This is a genomic window from Maritimimonas sp. 2210JD6-3 (genome assembly GCF_056591795.1).
Window position 1 is genome coordinate 1 of record NZ_JBWQOJ010000024.1, and the last position, 18,646, is coordinate 18,646.

15 protein-coding genes and 1 pseudogene are annotated in these 18,646 nt (G+C 32.1%); 9 read left to right on the top strand and 7 right to left on the bottom strand.

Annotated features, from left to right (window positions below):
• Positions 1-296 precede the first annotated feature (296 nt).
• The 3 genes and pseudogenes from yaaA to AC1EUY_RS10725 form a co-directional block, all read left to right on the top strand.
• Positions 297-1,055, top strand: a complete 759-nt coding sequence (gene yaaA, locus AC1EUY_RS10715) for a peroxide stress protein YaaA (RefSeq protein WP_480195531.1) — start codon at positions 297-299, stop codon at positions 1,053-1,055.
• The gene (locus tag AC1EUY_RS10720) at positions 1,056-1,424 is read left to right on the top strand and encodes a SanA/YdcF family protein (protein ID WP_480195532.1); all 369 of its coding nucleotides are present in this window, start codon (positions 1,056-1,058) and stop codon (positions 1,422-1,424) included.
• A 196-nt stretch (positions 1,425-1,620) separates the two neighbouring features.
• A pseudogene (locus AC1EUY_RS10725) lies at positions 1,621-1,896 on the top strand (SanA/YdcF family protein); the annotation flags it as partial.
• Here the strand turns inward: AC1EUY_RS10725 and AC1EUY_RS10730 are convergent.
• Positions 1,893-3,314 (bottom strand): L-serine ammonia-lyase, encoded by a 1,422-nt coding sequence (locus AC1EUY_RS10730; protein WP_480195533.1) that lies wholly within the window; start codon positions 3,312-3,314, stop codon positions 1,893-1,895. The pseudogene AC1EUY_RS10725 and the gene AC1EUY_RS10730 sit on opposite strands and share 4 nt — an antisense overlap.
• A 208-nt stretch (positions 3,315-3,522) precedes the next feature.
• Here AC1EUY_RS10730 and dnaK point away from each other — a divergent pair, with 208 nt between their 5' ends.
• From dnaK to AC1EUY_RS10745, 3 genes are read left to right on the top strand one after another with little or no spacing between them, the layout of a single operon-like run.
• A complete protein-coding gene (dnaK, locus tag AC1EUY_RS10735) occupies positions 3,523-5,433 on the top strand; it encodes a molecular chaperone DnaK (RefSeq protein WP_480195534.1) in 1,911 nt (636 codons plus the stop codon).
• 57 nt (positions 5,434-5,490) lie between these two features.
• Positions 5,491-6,465 (top strand): M20/M25/M40 family metallo-hydrolase, encoded by a 975-nt coding sequence (locus tag AC1EUY_RS10740; protein ID WP_480195535.1) that lies wholly within the window; start codon positions 5,491-5,493, stop codon positions 6,463-6,465.
• Positions 6,466-6,467: 2 nt separating this feature from the next.
• Positions 6,468-7,775 carry a hypothetical protein gene (locus tag AC1EUY_RS10745; protein WP_480195536.1) on the top strand — a complete coding sequence of 436 codons (1,308 nt, stop codon included), beginning with the start codon at positions 6,468-6,470 and terminating at the stop codon, positions 7,773-7,775.
• A gap of 74 nt (positions 7,776-7,849) precedes the next feature.
• Here the strand turns inward: AC1EUY_RS10745 and AC1EUY_RS10750 are convergent, their stop codons facing one another.
• Positions 7,850-8,311: a CAP domain-containing protein gene (locus AC1EUY_RS10750; protein WP_480195537.1), complete on the bottom strand. Its 462-nt coding sequence runs from the start codon at positions 8,309-8,311 to the stop codon at positions 7,850-7,852.
• 272 nt (positions 8,312-8,583) lie between these two features.
• Here AC1EUY_RS10750 and AC1EUY_RS10755 point away from each other — a divergent pair, with 272 nt between their 5' ends.
• Positions 8,584-9,960 carry an MATE family efflux transporter gene (locus AC1EUY_RS10755; protein WP_480195538.1) on the top strand — a complete coding sequence of 459 codons (1,377 nt, stop codon included), beginning with the start codon at positions 8,584-8,586 and terminating at the stop codon, positions 9,958-9,960.
• 2 nt (positions 9,961-9,962) lie between these two features.
• Entirely contained in the window at positions 9,963-11,417 is a 1,455-nt protein-coding gene (locus AC1EUY_RS10760) for an oligosaccharide flippase family protein (protein WP_480195539.1), read from the top strand.
• Positions 11,418-11,466: 49 nt separating this feature from the next.
• Here AC1EUY_RS10760 and AC1EUY_RS10765 read toward each other — a convergent pair whose 3' ends face one another.
• Complete coding sequence (locus tag AC1EUY_RS10765) at positions 11,467-12,147, bottom strand: hypothetical protein (protein ID WP_480195540.1); 681 nt, start codon at positions 12,145-12,147, stop codon at positions 11,467-11,469.
• 305 nt (positions 12,148-12,452) lie between these two features.
• Here AC1EUY_RS10765 and AC1EUY_RS10770 point away from each other — a divergent pair, with 305 nt between their 5' ends.
• Positions 12,453-12,950: a DinB family protein gene (locus AC1EUY_RS10770; RefSeq protein ID WP_480195541.1), complete on the top strand. Its 498-nt coding sequence runs from the start codon at positions 12,453-12,455 to the stop codon at positions 12,948-12,950.
• Here the strand turns inward: AC1EUY_RS10770 and AC1EUY_RS10775 are convergent.
• From AC1EUY_RS10775 to AC1EUY_RS10790, 4 genes are all read right to left on the bottom strand, one after another.
• On the bottom strand, positions 12,947-14,002 hold the full coding sequence (locus tag AC1EUY_RS10775; RefSeq protein WP_480195542.1) for a hypothetical protein: 1,056 nt from the start codon (positions 14,000-14,002) through the stop codon (positions 12,947-12,949). The two genes, AC1EUY_RS10770 and AC1EUY_RS10775, sit on opposite strands and share 4 nt — an antisense overlap.
• Positions 13,995-14,228: a DUF6095 family protein gene (locus AC1EUY_RS10780; protein ID WP_480195543.1), complete on the bottom strand. Its 234-nt coding sequence runs from the start codon at positions 14,226-14,228 to the stop codon at positions 13,995-13,997. Before AC1EUY_RS10780 ends, AC1EUY_RS10775 begins: the two co-directional genes overlap by 8 nt.
• On the bottom strand, positions 14,218-15,036 hold the full coding sequence (gene murQ, locus AC1EUY_RS10785; RefSeq protein ID WP_480195544.1) for an N-acetylmuramic acid 6-phosphate etherase: 819 nt from the start codon (positions 15,034-15,036) through the stop codon (positions 14,218-14,220). The genes AC1EUY_RS10780 and murQ overlap by 11 nt, the downstream gene beginning before the upstream one ends.
• A gap of 450 nt (positions 15,037-15,486) precedes the next feature.
• Positions 15,487-17,712, bottom strand: a complete 2,226-nt coding sequence (locus tag AC1EUY_RS10790; protein ID WP_480195545.1) for an NADP-dependent isocitrate dehydrogenase — start codon at positions 17,710-17,712, stop codon at positions 15,487-15,489.
• Positions 17,713-18,646: the final 934 nt, after the last annotated feature.

Consider the following 18,646-nt stretch of genomic DNA (forward strand, 5'->3'; position numbering starts at 1 on the left):
ATTGATAAAATGAGACAAGATATGATGGCAAGGCAGAAAAAGTTTTTAGATAAATATCAGTCAGAATTTAATAAACCTGAAAACGAAAACTAATTAGTTTTCGTTTTTTTTGAATACCATTTCTTTAATATTGAGGAGATTAGTTGTATTAAAGAATGAAATTCGTTACATGACTAAAAAAGAAAACTAAATTAATCGCTATAGAATCTAATAATATCTACATAGATTTTAAATACAATAAAACTTGATGCTTGTTATTTCAAATTGTATTTTTATCATGTAAAAGAATATAGAACATGAAAGTAATTATCTCACCCGCCAAATCATTAGATTGCGAATCGCAAATACCTACTAATACGTTTACACAGCCATCTTTTTTAGAGAAGTCAGAAAAATTAGCTGGAGTGTTGAAAAAGAAAAGTGCCAAGCAACTTTCTAAATTAATGAGTATTTCAGATAATTTAGGGCAATTAAATTATGAACGCAATCAGAATTGGTCTTTACCTTTTACGCCCGATAATGCAAGACAGGCAATTTATACGTTTAAAGGAGATGTTTTCCGCGGATTTGATGTAGATAGTTTACCTGAAAATAAATTAGATCAATTGCAGGATAAATTACGCATAATTTCAGGGCAATATGGTCTCTTAAAACCACTTGATTTAATGCAACCGTATCGCTTAGAGATGGGAACACGCCTTAAAGTAGGTAGAAAAGATAATCTTTATCAGTTTTGGGACACTTCAATCACGGAAACCTTGAATAATGAACTAGATGATAATGAGGTTTTTGTAAATTTAGCAAGTGCCGAGTATTTTAAAGCGATTAAACCTAAACTTCTAAAGGTTCCAGTGATTACGTGTATTTTTAAAGACTTTAAAAATGGGCAGTACAAAACGATTATGACCTTTGCTAAACTGGCCCGCGGTTATATGACACGTTATATTATTGATCATGATATTGAAACCATAGAAGGCTTAAAAGGTTTTGATAGAGAAGGCTATGCTTTTGACGCAAATCTATCTACAGAAACAGAGTTGGTTTTTACGCGTTAAATGAAAAAGAACATTGGTAAATTTTTTAAAATAGGAGTAGTTGGAGCTCTGGTTTTAGTGTTGCTAATTTTTCTTTCAAATTTTAAAATAGAAAGTGCTGCTAAAGACAAAACGTTTGATAGTGTAGAAGCCATATCGAAGAATAAAGTAGGTTTGGTTTTAGGAACTTCTAAGTATTTAACAAATGGTAGGGCTAACTTGTATTACAGTTATCGAGTTGAAGCAGCCGTGGCACTATTTAAAAAGGGCAAAATAGCATACATTATCGTGAGCGGTGATAATGCTACCAAAAGTTATAACGAGCCCATAACATTTAAAAATGATTTAATAAAGGCAGGCATACCTGAAGATAAAATATATTTAACGTGAGTTCGACGAAAAGAACAGAAAATTATATAAAAATCAATTATATACGTCATTACGAAGACGTTTAGTCTGAAGTAATCTTTCTTTTTGAATAAGATTGCCACAAAAAACTTCATTTTATTACGTTTTTTCGCAATGACGTTTTAGTTTATAAAGAACTCAAAGTTTAGTTGCATCGAACTCACGTTATTTAGATTATGCAGGATTTCGAACCTTAGACTCTGTAGTTAGGGTAAAGGAAATATTTGGTCAAGATAAGGTGACTATTATTTCGCAGCAATTTCATAATAAGCGTGCTATTTATTTGGCAGAAAATTTTGGTATAGAAGCTATTGGCTTTAATGCCAAAGATGTTTCTGGTCGTTATGGTTTAAAGGTTAAACTCAGGGAGTATTTGGCCAGAACAAAAGTTTTTTTAGATATCTTATTTAATGTGCAGCCTAAATTTTTAGGTGATACAGTAATAATAGATTAACAATCACTTAAACTAACTTTTACGGCTAAACCACCTTCTGAAGTTTCTTTGTATTTAGTATGCATGTCTTTGGCGGTTTCCCACATGGTGTCAACTACTTTATCTAAAGGTACTTTTACATTTTTTGGATCCGTTTCTAAGGCTAGCTCGGCAGCATGAATTGCTTTTATAGCGCCCATAGAATTGCGTTCTATGCAGGGTACTTGTACTAAACCACCAATAGGATCACAAGTTAACCCTAAGTGATGTTCCATAGCGATTTCTGCGGCGATCATTACCTGTTCAGGACTTCCGCCTAACAACTCACATAGAGCAGCAGCTGCCATGGCTGATGATACACCAATTTCTGCTTGGCAACCACCCATGGCTGCAGAAATTGTAGCACCTTTCTTAAAGATACTACCTATTTCACCTGCGACTAATAAAAATTGCTTAATATGGTTGAAATCAGCGTCATGATTTTCTATTGTCATATAATACATCAATACAGCCGGAATTACACCAGCGCTACCATTGGTGGGTGCGGTAACTACGCGTCCTAAAGAGGCATTTACTTCATTCACACTTAAGGCAAAGCAGCTTACCCATTTTAATATCTGACGAAATTTCACCTCAGTTTTACGAATGGTTTCTAACCATTCTTCTGGAGAGTTATAAGTCAAATCTCCTTTTAGTTTTTGATGCATATCAAATGCTCGGCGTCTTACGTTTAATCCACCAGGTAAAGTACCTTCGGTATGGCAACCCATATACATGCATTCTAACATTGTGTGCCAAATACGTTGTATTTCAAAATCAATTTGTTGTTCAGAACGAATTGATTTTTCATTTTCTATAACTACTTCAGAGATACTTTTGTTTAAGTTATGACAATACGCTGTTAACTCTGTTGCTTTTTGTATTGGATAAGGAAATGTATTAAAAATTGATAGGTTCTTTTTTGCATTTTTACGTTCTTTTTTTACAACAAAACCGCCGCCAATAGAATAATAGGTCGCGCTTACTTTTTTATGAGGTAGCACAGCAGTAAAAGTAATTCCATTGGCATGAAATGGTAAAAAATCACGATTAAAAATGATAGAATTTTTAATATTAAATGGAATCTCTAATTCTTTATTTAAATTCAAGATTTCGGTATTCTCTATCTCATCAATAATCTTTGATATATTCTCAACAGGAACTGTTTCAGGATCAGCGCCTGATAATCCTAGTAAAATAGCAAGATCAGTAGCATGTCCTTTTCCCGTTAATGACAAAGAACCGTATAGGTCAACTTTAACGCCTTTAACTGCATTAAAAAGCTTATCGTTCTTTAGTTCTTTTATCCAACGTTCGGCAGCACGCCAAGGTCCTAATGTATGAGAACTAGATGGCCCAACACCAATCTTTAACATGTCAAAAACACTAATGCTTTCCATTATAATGATACTTTTGGCTAAAGTAAAAAAAGGATTAATTAAGACAGCTTTTATGCTCAAATTATTTCAATAACATCGAAGTTTATGACACTCTGTCATTTTATTTAAGATTTTCCTGTCAAAGTACCTTGAAAAAAGCTGCTGGCACAGTCATTGACTAGAATAAAGCATATTAGAATTTTGAAAACAAAAACAACAAAACAATATTATGAGTAAAATTATAGGAATAGATTTAGGAACAACCAACTCATGTGTTTCTGTAATGGAAGGTAATGAGCCAGTTGTAATTCCTAATGCTGAAGGTAAAAGAACTACACCATCGGTAATTGCTTTCGTTGAAGGAGGTGAGATTAAAGTAGGTGACCCTGCGAAGCGTCAGGCAGTTACAAACCCAACAAAAACGGTATATTCTATTAAACGTTTTATGGGTAATAAGTTCTCTGAATCTACTAAAGAGGCAGAGCGCGTACCCTATAAAGTGGTAAAAGGTGATAATAATACACCTAGAGTTGATATTGATGGTCGTTTATATACACCTCAAGAATTGTCAGCAATGGTATTGCAAAAAATGAAAAAGACTGCCGAAGACTACTTAGGTACTTCTGTAAGTCAGGCTGTAATTACGGTTCCGGCATATTTTAACGATGCGCAACGTCAAGCAACCAAAGAAGCGGGTGAGATCGCAGGATTGAAAGTTGAGCGTATTATTAATGAACCAACTGCGGCTGCACTAGCTTATGGAATGGATAAAAAGAATGAAGACAAAAAAATTGTTGTATTTGACTTTGGTGGAGGTACGCATGATGTTTCTATCTTAGAATTAGGTGATGGTGTTTTTGAAGTATTATCTACAGACGGTGATACACATTTAGGTGGTGATGATGTTGATGAAAAGATCATCAATTGGTTAGCCGAGGAGTTTAAGTCTGAAGAAAATATGGACTTACGCGAAGATCCGATGGCATTACAACGTTTAAAGGAAGCGGCCGAAAAAGCGAAGATTGAATTATCATCGTCTATGCAAACAGAAATTAACTTACCGTATATCACGGCTACGGCTAGTGGCCCTAAGCACTTGGTAAGAACATTGACTAGATCACATTTTGAGAAGTTAATTGATGACTTAATCAAAAGAACAATTGAACCATGTCAGACAGCATTGAAGAATGCAGATCTTTCAACAAGTGATATCGATGAAATTATCTTAGTAGGTGGTTCAACACGTATTCCTGCTGTACAAGAAGCAGTAGAGAAGTTTTTCGGCAAGAAACCTTCTAAGGGTGTGAATCCAGATGAGGTAGTTGCGGTAGGTGCTGCGATTCAAGGTGGTGTATTAACAGGTGATGTAAAAGATGTATTGTTATTAGATGTTACACCATTATCATTAGGTATTGAGACCATGGGTAATGTAATGACAAAATTGATTGAAGCAAACACTACAATCCCAACTAAGAAATCACAAGTATTCTCAACAGCTGCAGATAATCAGCCTTCTGTAGAGATTCATGTATTACAAGGTGAACGTGCGATGGCTGCTGATAATAAAACCATTGGTCGTTTTCATTTAGATGGAATTCCACCAGCGCCAAGAGGAGTACCTCAGATTGAAGTTACTTTCGATATTGATGCGAATGGTATTATTAATGTGTCTGCAAAAGATAAAGGCACTGGTAAAGAACATAACATCAGAATTGAAGCTTCTTCTGGTTTAACAGACGAAGAAATAGAAAAGATGAAAGCTGAAGCTGAAGCTAATGCTGAAGCAGATAAGCAAGCAAAAGAAACGGCTGAAAAGATTAATGGTGCTGATTCTATGATTTTCCAAACGGAAAAGCAATTAAGTGAATTTGGTGATAAATTATCTGATGATAAAAAAGCACCGATTGAGGCTGCTTTAGAAGAATTAAAAAAAGCACATGAGTCTAAAGATATTGCACAAATTGATGCTGCAATGGAAAAGATTAATGAAGCTTGGAAAGTAGCCTCTGAAGAAATGTACAAAGCACAACAGGAAGCACAAGCTGCTGGTGGCCCAACTACAGATGCAGGAGCCAATGGTTCTGCAACTGAAGGCGATGATGTACAAGATGTAGATTTTGAAGAAGTGAAAGAAGAGTAATAACCATAGGTTATGTTAACTATAAACACTATTTTAGTAAACACGAAAACAGTAATCATGAAATATTTTATCTATTCTTTTATTCTTGCATTCTCGTTATATTCATGTAAATCTCAGACGAAGTCAGAAATCATTGAAATTGATCGAGAGGAACTACTTAGTAATTTAAAAACTATTTCTAGTGATGCCTACGAGGGTAGGGGATTTGCCACTAAGGGTAATAGAAAAGCACAACAATTTATGGTTGAAAGGTTTAAAGCCATGGGTATTGATAGTGCTTTTCTTGAAGGATATATTCAAAAATTTTCACACACTATTAAGGGTAAGAGACGACTAAGAATGTTTCCACTGGAGGGTGATTTTAGCGATGTTGCTAACATACCTGATACCACATTAGTGGGAGGTAATGTAGTGGCAAAAATACAGGGTAAAACAGATCAAGTTATTGTAATTACGGGCCATCTAGATCATTTAGGTATTCGAAACGGTGAGATTTACAACGGAGCTGATGATGATGCATCTGGTACCATAGCACTTTTGGCAATAGCAGCTTATTTTAAAGACAAGAAGCCCAATCACACTTTAATTTTAGCGGCTGTAGATGCTGAAGAAATTGGCTCTCCAGGGTGTCAATATTTGCTGGATAATTTTCCTGTTGATCAAAAAAATATTGTATTGAATGTAAACATGGATATGATCGCGCACAACGATTCCCTAGAATTGTACGCTTCAGGTTTATATCATTACCCGCAATTAAAGCAGCCACTAGAAGACATTAAATCACCTATTAAGCTTTTATATGGTCATGACGATCCGAATAATAAAGAGCAAGATGATTGGACTTTTTCTTCCGATCACAGAATTTTTCATAATCAAAAGATCCCTTTTATCTACTTCGGAGTAGAAGATCATAAAGATTATCATAAGCCAAGTGATACATTTGAAAATATAAATCAAGATTTTTATGTAGAAGCTGTAAAACTCATTATTCAGGCAATTGAAAATTATGACACATATTTGCTAAAAGATTAACTATGAACGACCAAACGCACAAGATGTTAAACGATAAAAAGCCAAAATGGTTACGAGCTTTAGAAGCACAATCTTGGCAGGCGGAACTTATTGCATCTGGTTTGGCTATCTATGGATCATTATCTTTAGGAATTTACATTGATAATTTTGCTGAATGGTCAGTATTGAACTTTAATGATCGAACACTTAATATTTTATACTTTTTAATGATTTATATGTATGCAGCCCATGCTGTTTTAGTCATTAGTTTTATTACACATTTAATACTTCGAATATTATGGGCTGGTATTTTAGGATTAAGCTCAGTTTTTCCTAAGGGAATAAATATGGAAAGCAAAGCGTATCCTATGCATTATAAAGAAAAATTAAAAAAAGAATTTCCAGATTTATCAGGTTATTCTTTAGAGTTAGATAAATTATGTAGTCTTATTTTTTCTATTTTATGTGCTTTGGTTATAACGCTAGTCGTGACATCTTTTTGGATAGTTATTTATTTACTATTAAGTGAATTATTGTTAAAGTTCTTGCCAGTAAAAATTGTAAACTATATAGGTTATGCTTTAGTAATTTTGCTTTTTATTTTTTCGATAATTGGAGGATTACTAACACAAGGAAAGTTTAAAGAAAGTAATTTTTCAAAAAAATATGGATATAAAATAAGTAGTACCTTTACTAAAATTTTATACTTCTTTGGTTATAGAGCTCATAGTTACATAGCACAAACAATCAGAACTAATGTAACTTCAAAATTATTTTTTGTTGGTATGTTTGCTATTATAATGACTAGTATATTAACTGCAATGCCAAGGTTTGATAAATTAGTTCCATATTTCAGGTCAGATATTTTTGTGAAATTAAATTCTCATGAGTCTTATGTAATTCAAAACAATTATTTAGACAAATTAAAATCTTCAAAGATATTAGAACCAACTATTCAGAGTGAAATTATAAATGAAAATTATCTTCAACTATATATTCCTGTTTTTCAAAGAGAGCAAAAGCTTATTGATACTATTTGCAAAACTTTCAAATGGGATGATGCTAAATCTACAGATGTAAATAGGGAATTAAGAAATGAGATTAAAGTAAACTGTGCTGAGCGATACTACACGATATCTATAGATCAAAAAACACTCAAAGGCATTGATTATCGTTACAGACGAAATTTACACAATAATAGAGAAGGGTATGAAGTATTTATAAGGTTAGATAGCTTATCTGCTGGAAATCATGCCATACAGATTGAAAGTTTATATACTGTAGATGATCATTCATATAAACGGAGTATTCCTTTTTATAAAGTCAATTAATAATATATAAAACAAAAAACTAGCTACAAATACATGCAGCTAGTAATTTTTTAATCTGTTAGTTTGATACTTTATTAACGGAAAAATATTTGTGTATAATAATACTTACCGTTAGCATCTTTTTTTACTGCAATGCCTGTGTGCGTAAAATCACCTTCAACATTGGCTTTTAACCAAACATTTTTTAAACAAGCTGATAATGCTCTGTCTGCAGAAACATCAAAACCTAGGTTTTCTGTAACTTCTTCAGCATTTTCTTTTTGTTCTAAAACATCCCACCTATTTTCATAATTCTCATGAGTAACCTCACTTTGCGAAATCATGTACGTGGCATGGTCTAAAGCTAATTGATCAGCAGTAGCATTACGAACTAATATTGGCTTACCAATACTAAGTCTGTGTTCATTTACTAAATCAATTAATTTGTTAGCGACTTTAAGCTCTTCAGCTTCAGTTTTACCATCTAGGTTTACACTAGACCAAGATAGTAAGAGTAATACAAAGGGGAGCGTCCAGTATAATAACTTTCTACTCATAAAAATGTATTTTAGACTATATATAACAACAAAAATTGGGTTTTATTGTGTGTTTTCAGAATAATAATTAATATTTTAAAAATATTCTCGATACCTTATTTTAAGCGGTTTATATGATTTTATGTTTCTTTTGTTCTTACTTTACTAAATATTTGGTCACTGATGTAGAATATTGTCTAAAGGTCATACAAAAGATTGGTACAAATAATAACTATAATTAGAGTAGTATTGTTTTCGATAGTTTTTATATTTACTTCTCTAAACAAACCTCATTGAACCTCCGTAATTATACATCTGAATTCGGTTATAACTTAAAACTTGCCTATCCAGTTATGTTGGGTATGATTGGTCATACTTTGGTAAGTTTTATTGATAATATTATGGTGGGTCAGTTAGGGCCTGCTGAACTTGCCGCTGTTTCTCTAGGCAATAGTTTTATTTTTATTGCTATGAGTCTAGGTATTGGTTTTTCTACAGCGATAACACCGTTAATTGCTGAGGCAGATGGTGAGAAAAATGTTGAAAAAGGGAAGCAAATTTTTAATCATGGATTGGTTTTATGTACAGTGTTAGGCATTACTTTATTCTTATTGATCTTAGCGATTAAACCATTAATGTATAGAATGGATCAACCCGAAGAGGTAGTGAAATTTGCCATGCCTTATTTAGATTTAGTTGCATTTTCATTAATACCGTTGATTATATTTCAAGGATTCAAACAATTTGCAGATGGTTTATCACAAACCAAATATGCGATGTGGGCGACTATTTTAGCCAATGTGATTAACGTGATACTTAATTATGTGTTGATTTTTGGTAAGTTAGGCTTCCCAGAGTTGGGAATTATTGGTGCGGCTATAGGTACCTTAGTTTCAAGAATAATTATGCTCATTTTTATTTGGTTATTACTAAAAAGTAAAGAAAAATTTAAACCGTATTTTGAACGATTTAGCTTTAAAAATATAAAGGAAACAATTTTAAAAAAGATTATTAATTTAGGATTTCCTTCTGCTTTACAGATGTTTTTTGAAGTGGCTATTTTTACGGCCGCTATATGGCTATCAGGTGTGTTAGGTAAAAATCCGCAGGCAGCGAATCAGATTGCTTTAAACTTATCATCAATGACGTTTATGATTGCTATGGGTTTGAGTGTAGCCGCTATGATTCGCGTAGGCAATCAAAAAGGATTGCGAAATTTTAAAGAATTACGAAGAATAGCTTTTTCGATATTTCTTTTGGTAATTATTATAGATATTGTTTTTGCTTCTATTTTCTTTGTGTTTAACAACCTACTACCACAAATATATTTAGATCAGAATGATCTTGTCAATCAAATAGATACTATAGAAGTAATGACAATTGCTGCAAAATTATTACTAGTTGCCGCAGTTTTTCAGATCTCTGATGGTATTCAAGTGGTTGTGCTAGGTGCTTTACGAGGCTTACAAGATGTAAAAATACCAACGCTCATTACCTTTATTGCCTATTGGGTTATAGGCTTTCCGGTAAGTTATGTTCTAGGAAAAGAAGACATGTATGGTAGTGTAGGTATTTGGATAGGGTTGTTAGCTGGACTCACAGCTTCTGCTATTATGTTGTATATTCGATTTAATTTTCTTTCTAAAAAGCTAATTGCTCAACAGCACTAACTATGGGTATAGTACTAAAGCAATCTTTTAAAAATACATTGATTCTTTTTTTAGGTTTTGCTATTGGCGGAATTAATATACTTTTTCTATATACCAATTTTTTAAAGGATGATTACTTTGGCTTAGTAGGTTTTTTGCTTTCTACAGCGAATATCTTATTACCGCTATTAGTGTTTAGTATGCAACATAGCGTTATTAAGTTTTTTAGTGCTTATAAAACACAAGAAGAACAAGATCAATTTTTAACGACTACATTATTTTTACCATTACTCATTATTATTCCAGTAGCTTTTATGGGTAATTTATTTTATGAGGTAATTGCAAATTGGTTATCCAATGAAAATGAAATTATAAAACCATACACCTATTTAATTTTTTTGGTTGCCATTTTTATGGGATATTTTGAAGTTTTTTATTCATGGAGCAAAATTCAGATGCAATCTGTGTTTGGTAATTTTATAAAAGAGATTTTTGCTAGAGTAGGGGCTACAATTTTATTGATTTTAGTGTATTTAAATGAATTGACCAACGAGCAATTTATCTATGCACTTGTGATGGTGTATTTTGTAAGAATGGTTATTATGATGGTGTATGCTTTTTCTATTTACAGACCTAAATTTACTTTTAAGCTACCAAAAAATAGTAAAGAAATTTTATCGTATTCTATGTACATGATTCTAGCGGGTTCTGCGGCAACGATCGTGTTAGAAATTGACAAAACGATGATTGGTACTTTAGAACAAATAGCTAAAGTAGCGTATTATTCCGTGGGAATTTACATAGCATCGGTTGTGGCAATTCCTTCTAGAGCAATGCAACAAATAATTGCTCCGCTTACAGCGAAAGAATTAAATGATCAAAATATACCAGAGGTAGCAAGTTTGTATAAAAAAAGTTCAATTAATTTATTAGTAGTAGGTGGTTTGCTGTTTTTACTAATTAATTTAAATGTAAAAGATTTATACCTAATCATTGATAAACCAGAATATGCTATAGGTGTATTAATAGTGTTACTAATCTCAATTTCTGAACTCATAAAATTGGCATTAGGTTCTAATGGAGCTATTTTAACAAACTCTAAATATTATAAAGTTTTCTTTTACTTATCGTTGGCAATGGCGATAAGTGTTATTTTCTTAAATAAGTGGCTGCTCTCGTTAATGGGTATTAATGGTGCGGCACTTGCAACGCTTATTGTTGTGTTTGTATTTAGTGTTTTTAAAGTATGGTATGTAAAGCAGAAATTAAAAATACAGCCTTTTTCTTCGCAGACCATAAAAGTGTTGTTGTTGATTATAGTTTTATTTCTTGCTTTTTATTTCTGGAACTTCCCTTTTCATCCGATACTTAATATCTTGTTAAAGACCGTTATTATTTCTTTGGTTTATGGATTACTAATATTGAAATTAAATATTTCAGAGGATATTAAAAGCCTTATAAATAAGTATTTAAAATAAAAAAGCCTCACTTTATAAATGAGGCTTTGCATTTAATTACCATTGAATATTAATCATCATCGCCATTATCTTTTTTACGTTTTTTAAGATGCTTTCTTCTTTTTATGATCTGATTATTTTTAAGACCTTTTTTTCCTTTTTTTGATTTATAGTAGAAAAAATCATCATCTTCTCCATACGCATCAAAATCATCATAAAAATCATCATCATAAAAGAAATTATCGTCATAGTCATAAATGTAATCGTTAAAATAGATTCTATCGTTCCATCTTGGTTTCACATTTCCATAATAACGAACTCTTCCAAATCTATCATACTTAATACGAAGTCCTCCAATTTGTCTTAATTTTCTACCGCTATGATAGTCAATAAAAACAGATCCTACTCTGGTAACATTGCCTAGCCTATTATAATTAATAGATACATTACCAACTCTTTTTGCACGTCCGTAATAATCTCTAGTAATTCGTACGCTTCTTTGTGGCACTCTCTTTTTGTATCGCTTACCATTTCTGTAATAGTATTGAGTTCTGTAACCACTACGAGTATTAAACTCTAAATCTCCATTGGGAAATACAAAGAACTGAATACCGCGTTCAGTAAATTTTACTGGGCGTGCTCCAATATAATTGAAATAACCCTTTTTACTGTTTGATTTGATGCCCTCATTGGCTTCAACAATAGAAACCATCATGAGCATACTTAACGTTAATAGTAATACTTTTTTCATAATATATGGTTTTAAGGATTATGCCTACTCTATAAGTTTTTCGGCTACCACTTGTCAGTAAATTTTCAAAGAGCATGCCAAAAAAATATTTTTGTTTTTTTGATGTAATGAAATTAATCTATAATCGACTGATAGTCAGATTTTAATTTTATCAAAAATTCTTACTAAGGTATCTTGTTTTAAATAGTATAAGATATTTTTAACTGATTGTTGATAAGAATTGTACTAGAAAGGTATTTTTAAAAAGTGAGGCACGCATAAATTATTATATTTGTTTCGCTCGATTCAATAACTAACCTAAAAAAATGATAGAAGCAATTAAGCATAATCTCAATAGAGGTGTACGACTATTAAACTCTATTAACGACGAACAGTATAGTGATGTTTCAGTAAAACCTTACTATTCTAGTATTGGCAGACATATGCGTCATATTCTTGATGTATTTGACTGCATTTTTTGTGGATTAGAAACAGGAAAAATTGATTTAACTGCGAGAAAACGTAATGAACTTGCAGAACAAAAAATTGCCTTTGGCCTTGCTTATTTTGATGATATACTTACAAAAGTAGCAGGATTAGATACTTCTGATTTTAATACAATTGTTGAAGTTACTGATGATTTAGGTTTAGGGAAGGTAACAGCAAACTATACACTAAACTCTATTCTAATTCAGGCGCATAGTCACGCTATTCATCACTTTGCTAGTATAGGATACATTATAGCGGAGTTAGGTATTGAACTACCTGATGCAGATTTTGGATACAATCCAACAACACCTAGAGAGGAAGAAGTAAATTCTTAAGCTTCTTTTGTTAGGCGCACGATTTTTTTAGCATGTTTACGTAGCCATAACATATCCTTTAAATAAGGAATTATTTTTGGATATGAAACATGAAATTTTTTATGATTAGTGAGGGCTATTTTATTAATAATACGCCAGTGATCTTTAATACTATTTAAAGCATCAAAATAAGTAGCATTTTGTGCATCATACATATGGGTAGGCTCAGCTATAATTCCATTAATTTCCAAGATTTTAAAATTCTCTCCTTTTTTAAGTTTTTCGAAAGTATCGTATTTTATATCAAGTCGGCCATAATACCAGCCATCAATCTGTTTATTTAAACGATCAAATGTCTTATGTAGCTCAACATCAATTAAATGATTACCATTAATGAATTGAGTGCCTTTGGCATGATTACCGATTACTGATAATAATATTTCATTTCCTTTTTCAGGTATCTCATTCATTTTTTCTTTATGAATGTTTTGAAGTAATTGATAGTAATTTTTAGCACGATCATCACTTAAAATTAACTGCGATAATGTTGAAATACCATCACCTGTGGTGGCTAGAAATTTTTTAAGGGTTAAAGATGAAATATTTCCTTTTTCTGTGTCGGGAATTCTAGAATAGAAAACACCACATTCATTTTTAAGTGTAATAAATTCTTGAATGATAATAGGGATGTCAACTTTTTCAAGATATCTTTTTAACTGTTCATTAGTATCAATCTTTTTTACCAAAAAACCTCTGAAACCTATATCTGGCTTAGCAATGATTGGAAAATCAATTTTGTTATCAATCATAGTATTCTTTACTTGATTGAAATTTGAATTTATTTCAATTAAAATTGATTTAGGGCGATACTCTTCGGGTATAAGTTGTAGCGTTGCGTATTTTGATTCTGTGCCATTACCAGAGTATTTTATAGCGGGATTTGTTGCAAGATAGAAAACTAAATTTTTGGCACGTATCGCTTTGTAGATATAATAGGGTATTAACGGGAAATAAAACACATAAGAAGGCCAATATTCCCATTGCGTAAGCTTAGATTTAAATAGTTTAGGCATCATTTCGCTTATCAAAAAGAGCTTTTAGTATGATGCTTACTGCTTTTGCTGTAATAAAAATAGCCAGTAGCCCTAAAATAATACCAAGTATTAATAGTGCATATTTATCGTCTTTTGCTAGAGCTTTAAAACCAATAGTAATAAGTATAGGTGCTCCAAACAATAGTGGTAATGCTAATGCAAAGTACTTTAATCCATTTGTTACGGTTGGTTTGTTATTTCTCATTTTTATAATTATTTATAGCATTTCTCACACTACCATATTTTACTAACAAATTATTTGCTAGGGCTTCTTCAATTTGTAATTCATTCATTACCATTTTAGTACCTCTATCTACTAATTTGTTATTAGAAAGTTGCATATCAATCATTTTGTTGCCTTTTACTTTGCCGAGCTGTATCATAGTTGCGGTAGAGATCATGTTAAGTACTAATTTCTGAGCTGTGCCAGCTTTCATACGTGAACTCCCTGTAACGAATTCTGGTCCAACGACAACTTCTATGGGGTATTGTGCTGCATTACTAAGCGGACTTTCTTCATTACAGGTAATGCAACCAGTTGTGATATTGTTCTCATTACATTTTTTTAACGCTCCAATTACATAAGGGGTAGTTCCTGATGCTGCAATACCAATTACTACATCTTTTTCAGAAATAGCATGTGCTTTTAAATCTTTCCATCCCTGTTCTGTACTATCCTCAGCAAATTCTACAGCTTTTCTAATAGCTTCATCACCACCAGCGATTAATCCGATTACCAAATCATGCGATACGCCAAAAGTAGGAGGGCATTCTGAGGCATCTACAATACCTAATCTACCACTTGTGCCAGCACCAATGTAAAATAATCTCCCTTCATTTTTTAACTTCTTTACAATTACAGTTACTAATTTTTCTATCTGTGAAATAGCTTTTTCAACTGCCTTAGGTACGGTTTTATCTTCAGTGTTTATATTCATAAGAAGCCCATGAACACTCATTTTTTCGAGGTCTTTATAATAAGATTCTTGTTCGGTAGTTCTGGTAAAATTCATATTCAAAAATACAGATAAAAGAACTATTTAAAAGTTTTTTACGAATTTATGTGACTTATTTAAAAAGAAACTGTCTTAAAAGAAGAAAGAGAGAGTATTGTCGTAAAAATAGGGAACATTGCTAAGAAAAAGAATAAAGTAGGTTATCTAATCTACTTTTTTTTGCTCGAATTTTTTTTGAAAGAAAATGTGACCTTGCTAAAAAGTGTGTGTCATATTAATTGAGAGTGAAGATAAAGAATTGCTAGAAGAAAGATTTAGAATTCACAGTTAATTAAGAAGGGAAAAGGGCAGATCATTGATTTGCTCTTTTATCTTTATACATACAAAATAAAAATGTGACTTTTTAAAAAAGTATGTGTCATATAAGTACATTGAGTTAGTTAGTTATTGAAAAAGCAGGTCAAGAAGTAATTCTTGCCTGCTTTTGCTTTATGGTATATATTAAAATTAAACGTTTTCTAGTATAGAATTAAAGGTATGATTAGGGCGCATGGCATTATTCGCTAATTCATCATTCGGAACGTAATATCCATCAATATTAACAGGTCTTCCTTGAATTTTATTGAGTTCTTCAATAATTGTATTTTCATTTACCTTCATTTTCTCAACTACTATTGCAAATTGTTCTTTAAGCTCTGGGTTTTTATTCTGATTTGCTAATTCTTCTGCCCAATACATGGCTAAATAAAAATGGCTACCTCTGTTGTCTAACTCTCCAGCTTTTCTTGACGGAGATTTCTTATTGTCTAATAATTTTTCAATAGCATTATCTAAGGTTTCTGCCAATATTTTTGCTTTAGCATTATTATTAGTTTCTCCTAAATGCTCTAGCGATACAGCTAAAGCCAAAAACTCTCCTAATGAGTCCCATCGTAAATGGTTTTCTGTCACAAACTGTTGTACATGTTTGGGAGCAGAACCTCCTGCTCCAGTTTCAAATAAACCACCGCCATTCATAAGCGGAACAATAGAGAGCATTTTTGCAGAAGTGCCAAGTTCTAAAATAGGAAAAAGATCAGTTAAGTAATCGCGTAATACATTACCACTTACCGAAATAGTATCTTCCCCTTTTCTAACACGTTCTAAGGTATATTTTGTGGCTTCAGAAACAGACATTATTTTTATTTCTAAACTTTCTACATCATGCTCAAGTAAATATTTTTCTACCTTTTTAATAAGCTCTGCATCATGCGCTCTATTTTTATCTAACCAAAAAACAGCAGGAGTGTTTGTTGCTTTTGCTCTTGAAACAGCTAGCTTTACCCAATCTCTTACAGGGGCATCTTTGGTTTGGCACATGCGCCATATGTCTCCCGTTTCAACAGTATGTTCTGTCAAAACAGTATCATTAGCATCTACTACTTGTACTTTACCATTTGATTGTATTTCAAACGTTTTATCATGAGAACCATATTCTTCGGCTTTCTTTGCCATGAGTCCTACGTTGGGTACAGTTCCCATAGTTGTTGGATCAAATGCTCCATGCTTCTTGCAAAAATCTATTGTGGTTTCATATAAGCTAGCATAAGAGCTATCTGGGATGATAACCTTGGTATCTTGTTGTTTACCTTCTTTATTCCACATTTGCCCTGAAGTTCTAATCATGGCGGGTACTGAAGCATCAATAATTACATGAGAAGGTACATGTAGATTGGTAATTCCTTTATCAGAATTTACCATTGCTAAATCAGGGTTATTTGCATATACTTGCTCAATGTCTGCTAATATTTCATTTCTTTTCTCTTCTGAGAGCTCATCTAAATTACTTAATAGGTTTCCAAAACCATTGTTAACATCAACTCCTATTTCTTCAAAAGTTTGATGGTGTTTTTTAAATACATCTTTAAAAAAAATCCTTACAGCGTGGCCAAAAATAATTGGGTCAGATACCTTCATCATAGTTGCTTTCATGTGTAGGGAGAACAAGACGCCTTTCTCTTTAGCATCGATTACTTGCTCCTCTAAAAACGATAGTAATGCCTTTTTGCTCATTACGGAAGCGTCGATGATTTCGCCTGTTAAAAGCGGCAACCCTTCCTTTAGTATCAAGGAGTTTCCGTCATTACTTATAAACTTAATAGTTACTGTGGTATTTTCTAGTAGCGTTACAGATTGTTCGTTATGAGCAAAGTCACCCGATGCCATTGTGGCTACATGAGTTTTAGAGTTTGAAGACCAAGCCCCCATAGAATGCGGGTTCTTTTTAGCATAGTTTTTTACAGCTTTAGGCGCACGACGATCTGAATTGCCTTCACGTAATACGGGATTTACAGCCGATCCTTTTATTTTATTATAACGAGCTAAGATTGCTTTGTCTTCTTCAGTTTTCACTTCTTCAGGGTAATCTGGTAGTGCATATCCTAACGACTGAAGTTCTTTTATGGCACTTTTTAATTGTGGTACTGAGGCACTTATGTTTGGTAGTTTTATAATATTTGCTTCAGGTTTTTTTGCTAGATTACCTAGATATGCTAAAGCGTCCTCTACACGTTGTTCTTCTTTTAAGAAATCTGGAAAATTAGCTAAAATTCTCCCTGCAAGTGAAATATCTTTTACTTCGATATGAATATTAGATGATTTTGTAAAAGACGTAACAATTGGTAAAAAAGAACGCGTAGCTAAAGCTGGAGCCTCATCAGTTTTTGTATAAATAATCTTTTGTTTGTCTGACATATTCTGTGATTTCTAACGATTGTATTAAAGAAGTAAACCAAATCTAATAAAGGTTTACAAAATAGAGGCACAAATATAGTACTTAGCAGTGTATTTTACTAGTATTCTATAGGTGTAAAAAAAGAGCACCTTATTTTTAAAAATAAGGTGCTTTAAGTGTTGTTTTTGTTCTTTTTATCAAAAAGTTGTGCGCTAAACACTGAATTATGAAATTCTTTAAAAACAACAATCAAAAAAACGATTTCTCGTTTTTAAATTTGAATCTAAATGCTCATAGATATTCTTTTTCACAGCTAAATTAAAAAAAGGGGTAATTTTAATTATATTTAGATTCTATGAGGTAAATTTAACAATAAGATAGTATTGATTTACAGAAGGTTTACGTAAGTTTCTAACTCATTAACAACAATAGTTATCAACAATTGTTAATAACTATTAAAACTTTATTTCAAAACTAAAGCCGAATATAGGGATACCCATATTCGGCTTTTAGCTGAAACATTTAACACGAGTTTGTAATTACTTTCATAATTACGATAACCATTATTAATAACAGTATACTTTGTCTCATGTTTCATGTTAATCTTTTCAATACTTCTAATTGATTACTCAATTTTAATTACTTAATTAGATTAACATTGTGTTTTAAATTTCTTTAATAGTTCCAATTTATTCATGCTAAATACCTTGGTCTTATTTTTATAAAATTAAAAACAGAAAGAACGTTCTTTCAGAACTTACATATTAAACTTTTAATTTTTAAATCATACGATTTACAAATCTACATGAATAATACCTTGTAAATTCTTTAGCTAAAATAAGTAGGATAGTGTGAATTTACAAGAAATAAAACCCAGTATTTATTAAGAAGATATTTATAGGCTTTATTAACAAATGTTAAAACAAAAAACCCGCTTTGATAAAAGCGGGTTTT